The following is a 15838-nucleotide window of genomic DNA, read 5'->3' as shown; positions in this document are numbered from 1 at the left end:
ATTTTACGGATTCTTTTCATATATTAAAATTAAGGTTTTATGCTTAACTTTTACTCCCAACTAAGTTAGTATATCCATACTTTTTATTCCATAAAACAATCATTTGTTCATCTAGTCTTGACAGGTCTGAAAGGTTTTTTAGGGAATAAGTATTCATAATGAGAGTTCTAAATAGTCTCTTTAAAGTTAATGATATATTGTGAATAAATCAAAAGAAAGATTAGTGATTTATTAATAAATTAAAACTATTTTATTAAATATGATAATTTCATGCTTTTAATAACGTCTAAAATTATGTTATCTTAGCAAGAGTCATAAAAAAATCAAAATCACAAATAAATGTCACAAATTACTCAAGAAGAAAAGAAAGAAAAGTTTGTACATCCAATACAAGAAGTATACACTCCCAAAAATAAAGTGCGTATTGTAACAGCAGCGGCTTTGTTTGATGGGCACGATGCGTCGATCAATATTATGCGCCGTATCATTCAGGCAACGGGTTGCGAGGTGATCCATTTAGGTCACGATAAATCGGTTGAAGATGTTGTAAATACAGCGATTCAGGAAGATGCAAATGCAATTGCAATGACATCTTACCAAGGAGGGCACAACGAATATTTCAAATATATGTACGATTTGCTTCAAGAAAAAGGAGCAGGTCATATTCGCATCGTAGGTGGAGGTGGAGGTGTAATTTTACCATCTGAAATCAAGGAATTGATGGATTACGGAATTACACGTTTATACTCTCCTGATGATGGTCGCGAATTGGGTTTACAAGGAATGATTAATGATATGGTAGAGAAAGCAGATTTTCCGACGGGACCTTTGGAATTGCCAGTGGGGAAAGATGTGTATCAATCATTAGAAGATAAAGACATCACGACGATTGCGCGATTAATTTCGTTGGCTGAAAATCGTGAAGAAGACTTTTTAAAAGCATTTGATTTCGATAAAGTTGCTGATAAATCTGCACCAGTTTTAGGAATTACGGGAACAGGTGGAGCAGGAAAATCGTCGATGGTTGATGAATTAGTGCGTCGTTTCTTAATTGACTTTCCAGAAAAATCAATTGCTTTGGTTTCTGTCGATCCATCGAAAAAGAAAACGGGTGGTGCTTTGTTAGGCGATCGTATTCGTATGAATTCTATTAACAATCCTCGTGTTTATATGCGTTCATTGGCAACTCGTCAATCAAATTTAGCGTTATCGAAATATGTAGAGGAAGCAATTCAAGTGTTGAAAGCGGCGAAATATGATTTGATTATTTTAGAAACTTCTGGAATTGGTCAGTCAGATACCGAAATTTTAGATCATTCTGATGCTTCATTGTACATTATGACGCCAGAGTTTGGTGCTGCAACGCAATTGGAAAAGATTGATATGTTAGATTTTGCTGACATTGTTGCGATTAACAAATTCGATAAACGTGGTGCTTTAGATGCTTTGCGCGATGTAAAAAAACAATACCAACGCAATCATAATTTGTGGGATGTAAATCCTGATGAAATGCCTGTTTTTGGAACGATTGCTTCTCAATTTAACGATCCAGGAACCAATCAATTATACAAGTCAATCATTGATAAAGTAGTAGAAAAAACAGGTGCAGATTTGAAATCATCTTTTCAAATTACAAAAGAAATGTCTGAAAAGATTTTTGTGATTCCACCTTCAAGAACGCGCTATTTGTCTGAGATTGCAGAGAATAACCGTGGGTATGATGTGCGTGCAAATGCGCAGAGAGATGTTGCGCAAAAACTATATGGTTTCTTCAAAACAATTGAAACACTTTCTGGAAAAAAACCAACGATTTCTCAACATGGAATCGAGATTTCTGGAACTGAAAATGCTGATTTAGTTAAAGTTCTTTTAGCTGAATTTGATAAATTAAAAATGAATTTAGATCCTTTCAACTGGGAAGTAATCACGACTTGGGATGAAAAGGTAAATAAATATAAAAATCCAGTTTATACATTTAAAGTACGTGATAAAGAAATTAAAATTCAGACACATTCTGAGTCTTTATCACACTTACAAATTCCAAAAATTGCGTTGCCAAAGTACGAAGCTTGGGGCGATATTTTACGTTGGGTTTTACAAGAAAATGTTCCGGGAGAGTTTCCTTTTACTTCAGGATTATATCCTTTCAAACGTGAAGGAGAAGATCCAACGCGTATGTTTGCGGGAGAAGGTGGGCCAGAGCGTACCAATCGTCGTTTCCATTATGTTTCGAAAGGAATGCCTGCAAAGCGTTTGTCTACAGCGTTTGATTCGGTAACATTATACGGAAATGATCCAGGTCATCGTCCTGATATTTATGGAAAAATTGGTAATGCCGGAGTTTCGATTTGTTGTTTAGATGATGCGAAGAAATTATATTCTGGTTTCGATTTATCGCATCCAGCAACTTCAGTTTCGATGACGATTAATGGACCAGCACCTATGTTGTTAGGTTTCTTTATGAATGCTGCAATCGATCAAAATTGTGAAAAATACATCAAAGAAAATGGTTTAGAAACTGAAATTGAAGCAAAAATCAAAGCTATTTACGAAGACAAAGGTTTGGAAAGACCTCGTTATAATGGTGATTTACCAGAAGGAAATGATGGTTTAGGATTGATGCTTTTAGGTGTAACGGGAGATCAGGTTTTACCTGCGGATGTTTATGCTGAAATCAAGAAAAATACATTAGCTCAAGTTCGTGGAACGGTTCAAGCAGATATCTTGAAAGAAGATCAAGCACAAAATACGTGTATCTTTTCAACTGAATTTGCGTTACGTTTAATGGGCGATGTGCAAGAATATTTCATTAACCAAAATGTACGTAATTTCTATTCGGTTTCTATTTCGGGTTACCATATTGCAGAAGCAGGAGCGAATCCTATTACGCAGTTGGCTTTTACGTTAGCAAACGGATTTACGTATGTTGAGTATTATTTATCTCGTGGAATGGATATCAATGCATTTGGACCAAACTTATCGTTTTTCTTCTCGAATGGTATCGATCCAGAATATTCGGTAATTGGTCGTGTGGCACGTAAAATTTGGGCAAAAGCCTTGAAAAATAAATACGGAGCTAATGAACGTGCGCAAATGTTAAAATACCATATTCAAACTTCGGGTCGTTCATTGCACGCACAAGAAATTGATTTCAATGATATTCGTACAACTTTACAAGCTTTATATGCAATTTATGACAACTGTAACTCATTGCATACCAATGCGTATGATGAAGCAATTACAACGCCAACAGAAGAATCGGTTCGTAGAGCAATGGCTATTCAGTTGATTATCAACAAAGAATTAGGTTTAGCAAAGAACGAAAATCCAATTCAAGGTTCGTTCATTATCGAAGAATTAACAGATTTAGTTGAAGAAGCAGTTTTACAAGAATTTGATCGTATTACAGAGCGTGGAGGCGTTTTAGGAGCGATGGAAACGATGTATCAACGTTCTAAAATTCAGGAAGAATCATTGTATTACGAAACATTGAAACACAACGGAACGTTCCCAATTATTGGTGTAAATACGTTCTTAAGTTCAAAAGGTTCGCCAACAGTGGTTCCTGCGGAGGTAATTCGTGCGACAGAGGAGGAAAAACAATTCCAAATTCAAACTAAAGAAAATTTGAATAAAATTAATGAACAACAAGCTGAAAGTGCATTGGAAGATGCGCAACAAGCAGCTGTTAATAATCAAAATATTTTTGAAGTGTTGATGGAAGCTACCAAAGTTTGTTCGTTAGGACAAATTACTTCTGCCTTGTTCGAAGTAGGTGGACAGTATCGTAGAAATATGTAAGAAATATAGTTATAATATTGTTTTAAGCCTTGTCGAAAGACAAGGCTTATTTATTTTTAATTAATTTGTAAATTTCAAACATGAAAGATTTCCTACTCAAAAAAGATATACAAATTTCTGCAAAACGATATTTTATCGATGCAATGGGCGCAATGGCTTATGGTTTATTTGCAACTTTATTGGTTGGTACAATTTTGAAAACCATTGGTGAAGAATTAAATGTTTCTTTTTTAACTGATATTGTTTGGCCAGTTGCAAATCAAGCGACAGGACCTGCGATTGCATTGGCGATTGCTTATAGTTTACGAGCACCTCAATTGGTGTTATTTTCGTCAGCAGTTGTAGGAATTGCAGCGTATCAATTAGGTGGGCCTTTAGGCGTTTTCATCGCGACAATTGTAGCGGTTGAGGTAGGAAAAATGGTTGCAGGCGAAACCCGAATAGATATTGTCATTACACCGATTATTACTGTTTTGGTTGGAGTAATTTTAGCACAAATCATTGGTCCTTCTGTTCAACAAATGATGAAATGGATTGGTGAAATAATTATGCTATCAACCGATTCAAATCCTTTGATAATGGGAATTGTAATTGCTGTAATTGTTGGTATGGTTTTGACTTTGCCAATTTCATCGGCTGCTCTGTGTCTAATGTTAGAATTAGATGGTTTAGCTGCTGGTGCTGCAACAATAGGTTGTTGTGCTCAAATGATTGGGTTTGCAACAATCAGTTTTAAAGATAATGGTTTGAAAGGTGTTTTAGCGCAAGGATTAGGAACAAGTATGCTGCAAGTACCTAATATTTATAAAAATTGGAAAATTTGGATTCCGCCAACTTTGGCTTCAGCTATTATTGGTCCAATTGCAATTATTTATTTCAATATGGAAAATACAGCTTTAGAATCGGGGATGGGTTCTTGCGGTTTAGTTGTTCAAATAGGAACTTTCAATGCTATGAAATCGAAATACGATACATCATATATATTAACGTCAATCTTGATTTTGCAAATCATTGCTCCAGCAATTATTTCATATTTAATTTACATTTTTATGAAAAAGAAAAACTGGATAAAAGACGGTGATATGAAGTTGGGTTAAACATTAAAATAATAAAGAATCCCTTTCTTTAATAATACAATTAAGAAAGAGATTCTAACTATTAAAGACATAATAAATGAAAAGATTTTTACTGCTTTTTGATAATTGTATTGTTGTTTCCCTCAATTATTTGAGGTAATTTACCATTTTTAGATAAAGCTTTACGATAATATAATGTATTTCCTTCGCCAGCTAATTCAGCAGAAGTTAATCCATTAACAGATATTGTATTATTTGTTCCCATGATCTCAACTTTAGTACAATCTCCTTTCAAATTGATCACATGTCCACTTCCACCAACTTCTACTTTTTGTCCCTTACAATCTAACGTTAGTTTTTTATTATTTCCATCAATTTCTATCTGTGCAAAAGAAAGGTGACTAATAAATAACATCGTAACAGCACATAATAATTTATTCATTTTCATTGTGATTTATTTTTTGGTTACTTTTTAGAAATCAAGAATCGTGCACTTTCAATTAATAAAATCTAACTTTACAAAAATTTAACAGAATGACTTTAGTTGAGCTAAAACAATTGTTTTTAGATAAATTGGAATTACTATATGATAAAGAAGAAGCTTCTCATATTTTCATGATTTATGTAGAAGATAAGTTGAATCTTGATTTATCTAGCCAAGTTGAAATTGAATTAACGACTGAAATTTTATCCGATATAGAACAATTAAAAAAAGGTCAACCGATACAGCATATTACTGGAAAAGCTTTTTTCTATAATGATTTCTTTTTTGTAAATGAGAATACATTAATTCCTCGTCCTGAAACGGAAGAATTGGTCGAATTAATTAGAAATGATTATGCTCAAAATCAAGATATTTCTATGATTGATTTAGGGACAGGAACAGGATGTATTCCTATTTCGTTGGCAAAATTATTTCCAAATGCAAAATTTTCTGCATTAGATATTTCTGAAAATGCTTTGAAAATAGCACAATTAAATGCTGAAACTTTAAAAGTTAATATAAATTTTTATCAGAATAATTTACTGGAGGACATTCAATTAAACCAGAAATTTGATGTGATTATTTCAAATCCTCCTTATATCCGAAATCTTGAAAAAGAAGAAATGCATCAAAATGTTTTAAATTTTGAACCTCATTTGGCGCTTTTTGTTGAAAATGATGATGCTTTAATTTTTTATGAAAGAGTAATAGATTTTGCTAAAAATCATTTGAAAGAGAATGGAAAAATTTATTGCGAAATCAATCAATATTTGGGAGAAGAAACAAAACAATTATTCCAAAAGTTTTATCAAAATGTAATTATTCACAAAGATATTTCTGGAAATGATCGTATGTTAAGTGCTTCTAATCAATAATTATTTATAAAAATCTTGTTTTATTTTCTGAAAAGATTTAATTTTAATTCAATAATCGTTCGCAATTTGGTATTAAAATTGTTAGAATTGATTCTATTATTAAAACAATTAAATAAACAACTATGAAAAAATTATTTGTATTAGTGGCAGTTGCTTCATTATCATTTGCTACTTCTTGTAAACAAGAAACTTCAAAAACAACTGAAACTAATGTAACTGTAGATTCATTAGCGAACGATTCTACGGCTGTTATCAAAGAAACGACAACTACAACAACTACATTATCAGAAACTGATGCAAAAGCGAAAGTAGATGAAGCAAAAAAAGCTTTAGATGAAGCAAAAGCGAAAGGTGATAAAGCTGCAACAGAAGCTGCACAAAAAGCTTATGACGATGCTAATAAAGCGTGGATTGATGCAAAAGCTGCTGTAAATAATGCTGCTCAAGATGTAAAAGATGGAGTGAATAATGCAGTAGATAAAGTAGATGCAAAAGCTTCGCAAGCGAAAGAAGATATCAATACAGCTGCAAAAGATGCAAAAGCTGATATTAATGCGGCAGCAAAAGATGTGAAAGCAGAAGCGAAAGAAGCTGGAGAAAAAGCAAAAGAAGGATATAACAATACGTTAGATAAATTAAAAGCGAAATAATTTCAAAATAATTATTGCTAACTTAGCCTTGAGAAATCTCAAGGCTATTTTTTTATGTTAAATTTTAGAGAAGCAACAAAGACAGATGCGTTATCAATTGCAAAATTGATGATGTTAGCAATGGATAAAATCGTTTATGATTTTATCGGAAAAACAGATTATGAAGAAGGAGTTAACTTCTTGAAAAAATTAATTGAACAAGAAGAAAATCAATATAGTTATCAAAATACAGTTGTTGTAGAATATGATAAGCAATTTGCTGGAACAACAACTTTTTATGATGGAGGAAAATTAGAAGAACTTCGAAAACCTGTTTTAGAATTATTGAAAAATGATTATAACCAAATTATTCATCCGCAAGATGAAACACAAGTAGGTGAAATATATATTGATACCATTGCAGTTTCCGAAGATTTTAGAGGAAAAGGAATAGGTTCTAAAATATTGGATTATTTGATTGATAAAATAGGAAATAAGCAAGGTAAAACTTTAGGTTTATTGGTTGACTTTACAAACCCGAATGCAAAGAAATTGTACGAAAGAAAAGGTTTTGAAGTGGTAGGAGAAAAAATGTTGATGAACGAAAATCATGAACATATGCAATACAAACCAAAATAATAGATAATAAAAAAGAGCTTTTTTCAAAGCTCTTTTTTTATTTCATTACCCCTAATTGAGTTAAGATTTTTTCTTCGTACGGATCGATTGTAAATTGTTCAAATTTTACAAAATCTTTTCCATCTTTTAAGTAACCTAATTGATAATTTTGACGAATAACAGCTTGATTTTCGAAACTTTCTAAAATTGGTAATTCAGAAATTGGATTTAAAATTTGTTCGTTTTTGGTTGAAATTAAGCCAAAATGCATCAAATAATTCTCTTTTGATAAGAAATATGGAAAATAAGCTAATATATCTGGACGCTCAATTTTTAGTGAAGTAGCTTCTCCAAAAGTTGCAAAATTTTGATCGACAGGTGTTAAATATTCGTATTGATAAGCTATAATCAACTGATTATTTTTATTAATCATTCCCCATTTTCCTTCTTTTTCAACTCCAGCCAAACCAGCTCTAAAATCTGTACAACCATCATATTCGAACGGGATCACAACTTGATTTAATAAATCAATAAAACCCCATTTTCCGTCTTTTTTTACAGCACAAATATTCTCAATAAAATCACTCGTTAAATCATATTCGAACGGAATCAAAGTTTGGTTAGATTTTGTTATAATTCCCCACTTATTCTCTTTTTGCGCGCTGTAGGCATTAACAGTTGTGAGCACAAGTTTTTGATATTCGAATGGAATAATTACATTTCCTTCTTTATCTATTAAACCAAATTGATTATCAATAGATATTGGTGCCAAATTGTTGCGATCGAAAACAGTTAATTCTTCAAATGTCGTTGTTTCCTTGTGAACAAAATCGTCAAATTGGTCGGTATCTTTTGGTGATATTTTAGTCATAATTCTATAATTCGACGCAAAATTAATTAATCAAAAATTAATAGTTTATATATAAATTTTAAAATATCCGATTTTAAACACTTTTTGTAAATTTAATTCTTATTTTTGTGAGAAAGCTTAAAGTATAACCTATGAATATTTTTACTAAACTATTTTTAACCACAACTGTTATGGCGAGTAGTTTTGTTGCTGCTCAACAAGATAGTATAAACATTACTAATTTACCAACTACAATTAATAAAGATTATTCTTTTGAAGGAATATGGAAAATTTCTAACGACGGAAATACATCTAACTATAAAATTTCTGGAGGAAAATTGACAAATTATTCTAACAAAACAAGTCAGACTTTATTTCTTGATTTATATTTTGCTCCATCAAAAACATCTGTAGATTTATATAATTTACCGAATAAAATCAATACAAATGCACAATTAGGGAATTTAGAAGGTAACGGAACTAGTTTCAATAATGTGATTGTAACATTCAAAGGGGCTGATGTACAAGCTTTATCGCAAGGAGAATATACACCAATTTTATTATTGAAAGAAAAAGAATCTGGTTCTATTTTGAACTATAAAGTACTAAGCAATAAAATTTCATTAGAATCTAATAATATATTGATAGATAAAGTTATACAAAATGTTGAATTACCAAAAGTAACAGAAGATAATACTTTGGCTTCAACAAAGGATATAGATGCCACTTTATCTGATATCTATACCCCTGTAGAAAGCTCTTTAGATATTGAAAATGCCAATAAAAAATTAAAATTAGCAGGTATTTGGAAATTAGAAATTGATTTTAATACTTTGATGGTTACCGTAGATGGAATCAACAATTCAATTCAAAATTTAAACTCTAAACCGACAAATAAATTAAAGCTATTGGTTTATTTTTCAAAACAAAATATAGTTAATGAAAAAGAAATTGATGGATTTGAATTATTAAATTTTGATGTCTATCCAGTTTCAGGAAATACCAAAGCTGAAAAATTAAGTTTTACTTCTAATATAACGAAACTAATACCTGCTGGTGAATATTATCCTATTTTAGTTCTTACAGAGAAAAATGATGAAGGAAACTACATTATAAAATCTACATTAGCTTTAGGAGAGAAGTACATTTGGCAGTAAATCAAATTATATTGTAATAAAAACACATCTACAATCTCTCAAGGGGATAGTTTTTAAAATAAATCCCCTATTGATACGGGGTGGAGTATAGGATTGATCTTAAGACTCAGGTTAAGATTAATTTTCTCATTACCTCAGAATGAAAAAAACTATTTTCATTCCGAGGTAGTGAGAACGGATGAGCAATCTATTATGTTAAGAATAACAAATATGATGAGATTCTGAGGAAAGTCCAGAATGACATCGTTCGCTTTTGAAAAGAGTATTTTGATTATTGAAAAAAACATTAATAGCCAATAGTTAGAAATCAATCTGATAGGCTCTGATTGTTTTCGGAATTGGGATGCATATCTTATCTATGAGTGTATCTGATGATTCTTAACGACTTTTATATTGGTGTATTCGGCAAACTCTTGTATATTGTATTTCTTCTCCAAATCCGTTCGATATTTTATCTGCAAAGTTCAGAAAATAATACATGTGTATTCTTTAAAATTTTACGGATTTCCTTTTGATTTTTATGGCAAAAAATTAAATAAAATGCCAAATAGAAACTTGACTTTTAAACAATGTTGATATGTTAATTCGTTATTAAAATAAATTTACATTGTTATCTTTCCAAAAGGGTCAGATTTTAATAAAAGAATTTTAGCATTAGGGTACATTGAGTAATAATTATAATCTATCTTCACAAAATCTGAAATCATAGTAAAACCACCATCATCTGTCGCTAAGACATCAACACCTCCTGTGTATGAATAATCAAAAACAATTGTTTTTTGCCATAGCTTTTTACCATCTGGAGATAAATTAATGTATCTTATATTTGAGAATCCCATAGATCGATTATAAGAATCTTGACCTGTAACCAAAATATCTGAATTTGATAATTCAGTAACCGAAAATTGTACAATTTCATCTGATTGGAAAGTGTGTTCCCATATAAAATTACCACTTTGATCAATTTTTTTTATAAGATCAAATCTTTTGTCATAAGCTCCCGACCAATGTCCTTGAATAATGAAATTGTTATCCTTTGTATTAATTATTTTTATTGGAAAACAATAACCATCACCAAATTTTTTTTCGAATATTTTATTACCATTCGTATCAATTTTAAACAACCAAAATTTAGCATTAGAATATGTGCCATTTTGATCTTCAAGGCGAGTATCTCCAAACATCATTATGTTATTATTTTGATCAAATGCTAAATCTAAAATATTATTATAATAATCTAATTCGTATGACTTATGCCATAATATGTTTTTATTTGGAGAAAATTTAACTGCAACACCCTTTATGTCATCCATAAACTCTGAACTCATATGATTTCCAACAACAACCAAATTATTTTGTTGATCATATTTTAAAGATTCTAATAAAATGTACTGATTGTATCCGTATATTTCTCTAAAATCTTTTTGCCAAATTTTATTTCCATCTTTATCTAATTGAACTATATAGTGTTGGTAAGTAAAAATAGATCCATTATTAGAATTTATTATTTCAACAGGTTTATTTAATGTTTGATAAAAATCTGGATCTGAAAAAGTATAATATTTATTCCAAATTAAATCACCTTCAGCATTAATTTTAAATACGAATACCGAACGAGAGAATATGCCAGAAACCAAATAATGATTATCCTCTGTTAAGGTAATTGATGATAATTCTCCATGAAATTTACTTGGACCATAATCATAATCTTTCATAAATTTAAGATAATATTTGAAAGTTATAAATTTAAAATATTCTCTTGTTTCATTACCATGGCTGTCTTTTGCTATTATATAACCAGAGTAATTTTTTAATTCTTCTAGATTTTGAAATTCAACCTCCAAATTATTTATATCTGAAAAAATTTTAACATTTTCTAGATAAATATCATATTTGACAGGATCATTATCGGGGTCGATTGCAGCATTCCAAATTATTTTAGCACTAGAATGTGTCACATCTTTAATTGTTATCTCAAAGTTTCTTGGAGCTAGATTTTCTTTTGTTACATCATCTTTTATATCTAACTTATCGTCGTCGTTTGAACAAGAAAACAAAAAGCCAATTGAAAAAAAAAGAAATATTTTAATATACTGCATTCTTATAAATTAGGTGAAAAAATACTTTTACAATAATAAATAAAGGATAATACTAAATAATTAACAAAATTTTTGTTTAAATATTACAACCAATATTTTTTTAACGAAGTAAAATACGGTGACTTTCGTAGTAAATCATCTATATTTTCATTTAGTGAAATTTAACTCAAATATACAAATAAAATTATATTGTATACCATGTTGTGTAAAATAAACAACCTCTTTAAAATCACTTTTAAAAAGGTTGTTATTTATACTATTCCGTGTTTTTGTACCTGAAATTGGAGTTGTGAACAGTTATCTTGTTATATGCTGTTTCATTTGTACATCTCAAGCACATATTTTACGTTTTCATTATTTAATTCTTTTAATTTTTCTATAGCACTATTAGAAATGTCTGAGTTAATTGTTTTTAGCGCATGAACACATTTTCTCAAAGTTGCCTCCAATTCATCATCATACCATCGGAAATGTTCTCTATCAATCGCAATATTTAAAATCGGTTCAACAAGTCTATCGTCTCTCAAATTTTCTAAGTAAATTGTGTTGACTAAATCTTCGTGCTGACTATGACAAGTTTCCTTTAGAGCTTTTTCAAGATACTCGAAACAATTGCTGTCAAGCTTATCTAAATTGTTAAAATTTAGACACTTAATAAGTTCTTGTTCGTCTTTGTTTTCTACAGCTTTTCTGAATTTGTCTTTCATTGTTGCGTTTGTTTTTCAAATGGCAATATTGGCGAAGTGCGGATTAAGTTGAGCAAATGTACAATTCAGAGCCAAACGAAGCCAAAGCTGTTCCATTATTTGTAAAGCTACAAAAAATACGAATGTGGATAGCTATTGACGTATTTGATAAAAATAGCAATCTAATCAAAACCAGCATTAATACTATCTTCAGGCTTTTTTATTTCGTTATTTCATCAATAAAATCGTGTAGTCTTTTCGGTTTTATTCTTCCTCTATTTTTATAATTAAGAAAACAAGTTGTTACAATTACCATTTATAAATCGGGAATAATACAAATCATTTGTCCTTCACAACCAATTGCTACAAAAACTTGATGTCCGTTTGTTTTTATTCGTCACCAATAATAGCCGTAACCATTTGCATTTGGTAAAACATCCCAAGAATCTAATTTTACTTGTTCAGAAGTAAATTCCTCAATCCATTTTGAAGAAACAATTTGATTATTTTCATATTTCCCCTTTATTCAAAACCAATTTTCCAAATTTTAGCATATCATTTGGTTTCATAAATAATTCTGAACCCGCTAAATTTCTATTTAAAACATTAAGTGACTGAAACTAATTTTGATCGTCGAAAATCAAATTTTGCATTAAGTTAAAAGTTTAAAGAAAAAAAGAAAAAAAGAAAAAAAGAAAAAAAGAAAAAAAGAAAAAAAGAAAAAAAGAAAAAAAGAAAATTAGATACTATTTTCTTTTTCTATTAAACGAAATCCACTCAATGTGACAGCAAGAAAGAAAAACACGTAAAATGTTAAGCGTATCAAGTAGAACTTAATAAATCTATGTTTCTATTGTGGTTAGAAAGTATAGTATGAGATTCTGAGACAAGCCTAGAATGACAAAATCCGAGTTGTCATTCCGAAGAAGTGAGAACAGATGAGAAATCTAGTATCTTAATAATGATAAATTCTATCAATACAAAATTGTTCATGTAATGGTCCTTTTTTCAGCCTTTATTAATAATTAGTCTAAATAAATTGTTAATTATTTAGAATAATTCTATATTCGCACTCTAATTTGAGAAGAGAATGTTAGGTAATTTATTGGAGAAGTTTAGATATGTGCTTGTAGTTGTAGTTTTTAGTGCAAATGCAAATGCTCAAAATATCAATCAGCAATTAAAATTACATGTAATAGACAGTGATAGTATAGCATTACAAGATGTAAATGTCATTATCAACAATAGTAAATCTATTCGAACAGATAAAAATGGAGTTGCCGAAATAACTTTACCAATTGGTAATTATAGTTTAAAAATTTCTCATATAGCATATGAAGATAAAAATGTTAGCATAGATCTTACCAAAAACAGAACGTTAACATATGTGCTTGTCTCTAAAGAAATTGCTTTACAAGAAGTTGTTTTTACTGCAAAAGAAGACAAAGGATTGACATCTAAATCTGTAATAGATAGAAAAGCGATGGAACATCTACAACCATCTAGTTTTTCTGATTTGATGGAGCTTTTACCTGGTGGATTAGCCAAACAACCTAATCTTACAACGACTAATGTTGCTTTGATTAGAGAAAGTTCTGAAAGACCAACTGTAGGTGGTTATGAAACATCGTCTTTAGGAGTACAGTTTATGGTTGATGACAATATTATCAATTCCAATTCGGATATGCAACGTTCGTTAAATCAACTTGCATTTTCTTCAGCTCCAAAAAGTAGAAATACGATTTCGACAGGGATTGATATGCGAAGCATTTCGACGAATGACATAGAAAAAGTAGAGATAATACGAGGAATTCCGTCGGCTGCTTATGGTGACTTGACGTCTGGATTAATTAAAATAGAACGAAAAATAGGTGTAACTCCTTTACAAGCACGTGTTAAAGTAGATGGTTTTAGTAAACAATATTATGTAGGTAAAGGATTTAGTCTACGCGATAACTGGAAGTTAAATACATCTGTCGATTTCCTAAACGCGAAAGAAGATCCAAGCGATGATCAAGAGAATTATCAGCGTGTTACAGCATCATTGCGATCTGATTTAAAAACTAAATTATGGAATAATCCGTTGAGATGGAGATCTAATTTAGATTTTTCTAGCACTTTAGATAATGTTAGTATTGATCCAGATAATGCTTATGCACCAACAGATAGGTATAAATCTTATACAAGAAAATTTACAGTTACAAATAATTTTACATACGAACTTCCTAAAAAATCATTTTTTGATTTAGTAACTCTAAATACATCTATTAGACAAGGTTTTGATCGTATAGAACAAAGACAATTCATACAATATTCGGGACCAAGAGCCTTACCATTATCAACTGAAGAAGGAGAAAGTGTAGGGATTTTTGCAGCAACTAGTTTTGTATCTGATTATATGACAGATGGTAAACCTTTGGATTTGAACGCGCAATTACAAACATCTGGTAAAAAGAGTTTTATAGGCTTAATTAACACTTACGAACTTGGATTAGATTGGCGTTATAGCAAAAATAATGGTAGAGGAGATGTGTATGATGTTACACAGCCTCCATCTCCTAGTATGACTACGCGTCCTAGAGCATTTCGTGATATTCCTGCAACACAAAATATTGCTGCTTTTATAGGAGATCGTATCGATTATAAATTAAATAAACACTCATTTACATTATATGGAGGTTTACGTATAAGTAAGCTTTTAGGTGTGGATAAATCTTATACGATAAGCGATAAGGTTTTTGCAGAACCACGTCTTAATTTTCAGTATGGATTACCACAATTTATGATTGCAGGAAAACCACTTCAAATTGATTTAACATTAGGATACGGATTGTTTTATAAGCAACCAACAACTTATTATTTATATCCTAATAAACAGTTTACAGACTATGTTCAGTTAAATTATTATCATGATGATGCACGTTATCGTTACATAAATTATATGACGTATGTGCAATCATTAGAAAATAAAAATATAACTGCAGCAAAAAATATTAAGCAAGAAGTTAGAGCAGATTTTTCTTATAATAAACATAACTTCTCGATTACCTATTACAAAGAAAATATGAACAATGGTTTTCGACCATTCAATAATTTCAGAGTTAATTCATATAAAAAATATGATGCTACGAAAGTAGATCTTAACAATTGGACAGCAAACGGACCAGATTTAACAAATGTGCCATACACTATTGTAAGAGAACATGCAGCTTTTACAACGATAGAGAACGGAAGTGTGACGGATAAAGAAGGTATAGAATTTCAGTATAGTACACCACGTTTCAAAGGTATTAATACACGATTTACCTTAAGTGGTGCTTGGTTTAAAACAAAATATTACAATGATATTCCTATTTATGAAAAACCAAGTGTGTCTATAGGAGGAGTCATAGGGTCTTTCCCATATATAGGAATTTATGAAAATGATAAATCATATACTAATTCAAATCTAAATTATAACTTGATGATGGATACGTATATTCCAAGTGGATATCCCCCTGAATTTTCCAGTGTAAGTTAAGCTACATTTTTTAAAAATTGTAAATTATTATTAAACTCAAAAA

Annotated in this window: 11 protein-coding genes; 7 read left to right on the top strand and 4 right to left on the bottom strand. The window is 30.4% G+C overall.

The window, feature by feature from the left end:
• Window positions 1–339 precede the first annotated feature (339 nt).
• Entirely contained in the window at window positions 340–3801 is a 3462-nt protein-coding gene (locus HXZ74_RS16555; protein ID WP_286476426.1) for a methylmalonyl-CoA mutase family protein, read from the top strand.
• Between the two features lie 80 nt (window positions 3802–3881).
• Window positions 3882–4898, top strand: coding sequence for a PTS sugar transporter subunit IIC (locus HXZ74_RS16550; RefSeq protein ID WP_286476424.1), 1017 nt, complete (start codon window positions 3882–3884; stop codon window positions 4896–4898).
• Window positions 4899–4986: 88 nt separating this feature from the next.
• Here HXZ74_RS16550 and HXZ74_RS16545 read toward each other — a convergent pair whose 3' ends face one another.
• On the bottom strand, window positions 4987–5319 hold the full coding sequence (locus HXZ74_RS16545; RefSeq protein WP_160279610.1) for a DUF3060 domain-containing protein: 333 nt from the start codon (window positions 5317–5319) through the stop codon (window positions 4987–4989).
• A 92-nt stretch (window positions 5320–5411) separates the two neighbouring features.
• Between HXZ74_RS16545 and prmC the strand changes: the two genes are divergently transcribed.
• The 3 genes from prmC to HXZ74_RS16530 all read left to right on the top strand — a co-directional run bounded on the left by prmC (window position 5412) and on the right by HXZ74_RS16530 (window position 7504).
• The gene (gene prmC / locus HXZ74_RS16540) at window positions 5412–6236 is read left to right on the top strand and encodes a peptide chain release factor N(5)-glutamine methyltransferase (protein ID WP_038336710.1); all 825 of its coding nucleotides are present in this window, start codon (window positions 5412–5414) and stop codon (window positions 6234–6236) included.
• A gap of 122 nt (window positions 6237–6358) precedes the next feature.
• Window positions 6359–6886: a hypothetical protein gene (locus tag HXZ74_RS16535; RefSeq protein WP_052217947.1), complete on the top strand. Its 528-nt coding sequence runs from the start codon at window positions 6359–6361 to the stop codon at window positions 6884–6886.
• A 54-nt stretch (window positions 6887–6940) separates the two neighbouring features.
• Window positions 6941–7504, top strand: a complete 564-nt coding sequence (locus tag HXZ74_RS16530) for a GNAT family N-acetyltransferase (RefSeq protein ID WP_038336711.1) — start codon at window positions 6941–6943, stop codon at window positions 7502–7504.
• A 37-nt stretch (window positions 7505–7541) separates the two neighbouring features.
• Here the strand turns inward: HXZ74_RS16530 and HXZ74_RS16525 are convergent, their stop codons facing one another.
• Entirely contained in the window at window positions 7542–8354 is an 813-nt protein-coding gene (locus HXZ74_RS16525) for a WG repeat-containing protein (protein ID WP_286476423.1), read from the bottom strand.
• A gap of 131 nt (window positions 8355–8485) precedes the next feature.
• On the opposite strand from HXZ74_RS16525, the gene HXZ74_RS16520 reads away from it, so the two are divergent.
• Window positions 8486–9490 carry a hypothetical protein gene (locus tag HXZ74_RS16520; protein ID WP_280062303.1) on the top strand — a complete coding sequence of 335 codons (1005 nt, stop codon included), beginning with the start codon at window positions 8486–8488 and terminating at the stop codon, window positions 9488–9490.
• Window positions 9491–10092: 602 nt separating this feature from the next.
• On the opposite strand, the gene HXZ74_RS16515 is transcribed toward HXZ74_RS16520, so the two are convergent.
• The gene (locus HXZ74_RS16515) at window positions 10093–11589 is read right to left on the bottom strand and encodes a fibronectin type III domain-containing protein (protein WP_038336714.1); all 1497 of its coding nucleotides are present in this window, start codon (window positions 11587–11589) and stop codon (window positions 10093–10095) included.
• 317 nt (window positions 11590–11906) lie between these two features.
• Complete coding sequence (locus HXZ74_RS16510) at window positions 11907–12296, bottom strand: hypothetical protein (RefSeq protein WP_038336715.1); 390 nt, start codon at window positions 12294–12296, stop codon at window positions 11907–11909.
• A gap of 1069 nt (window positions 12297–13365) precedes the next feature.
• Here HXZ74_RS16510 and HXZ74_RS16505 point away from each other — a divergent pair.
• A complete protein-coding gene (locus HXZ74_RS16505; protein WP_286476421.1) occupies window positions 13366–15795 on the top strand; it encodes a TonB-dependent receptor plug domain-containing protein in 2430 nt (809 codons plus the stop codon).
• The last annotated feature ends 43 nt before the right edge of the window (window positions 15796–15838 follow it).

It is taken from the genome of Empedobacter sp. R750 (assembly GCF_030324345.1).
Taxonomy (GTDB): domain Bacteria; phylum Bacteroidota; class Bacteroidia; order Flavobacteriales; family Weeksellaceae; genus Empedobacter; species Empedobacter falsenii_C.
The sequence above is the reverse complement of the archived record's forward strand: the minus strand, read 5'-3'. Positions and strand labels throughout refer to the sequence as shown.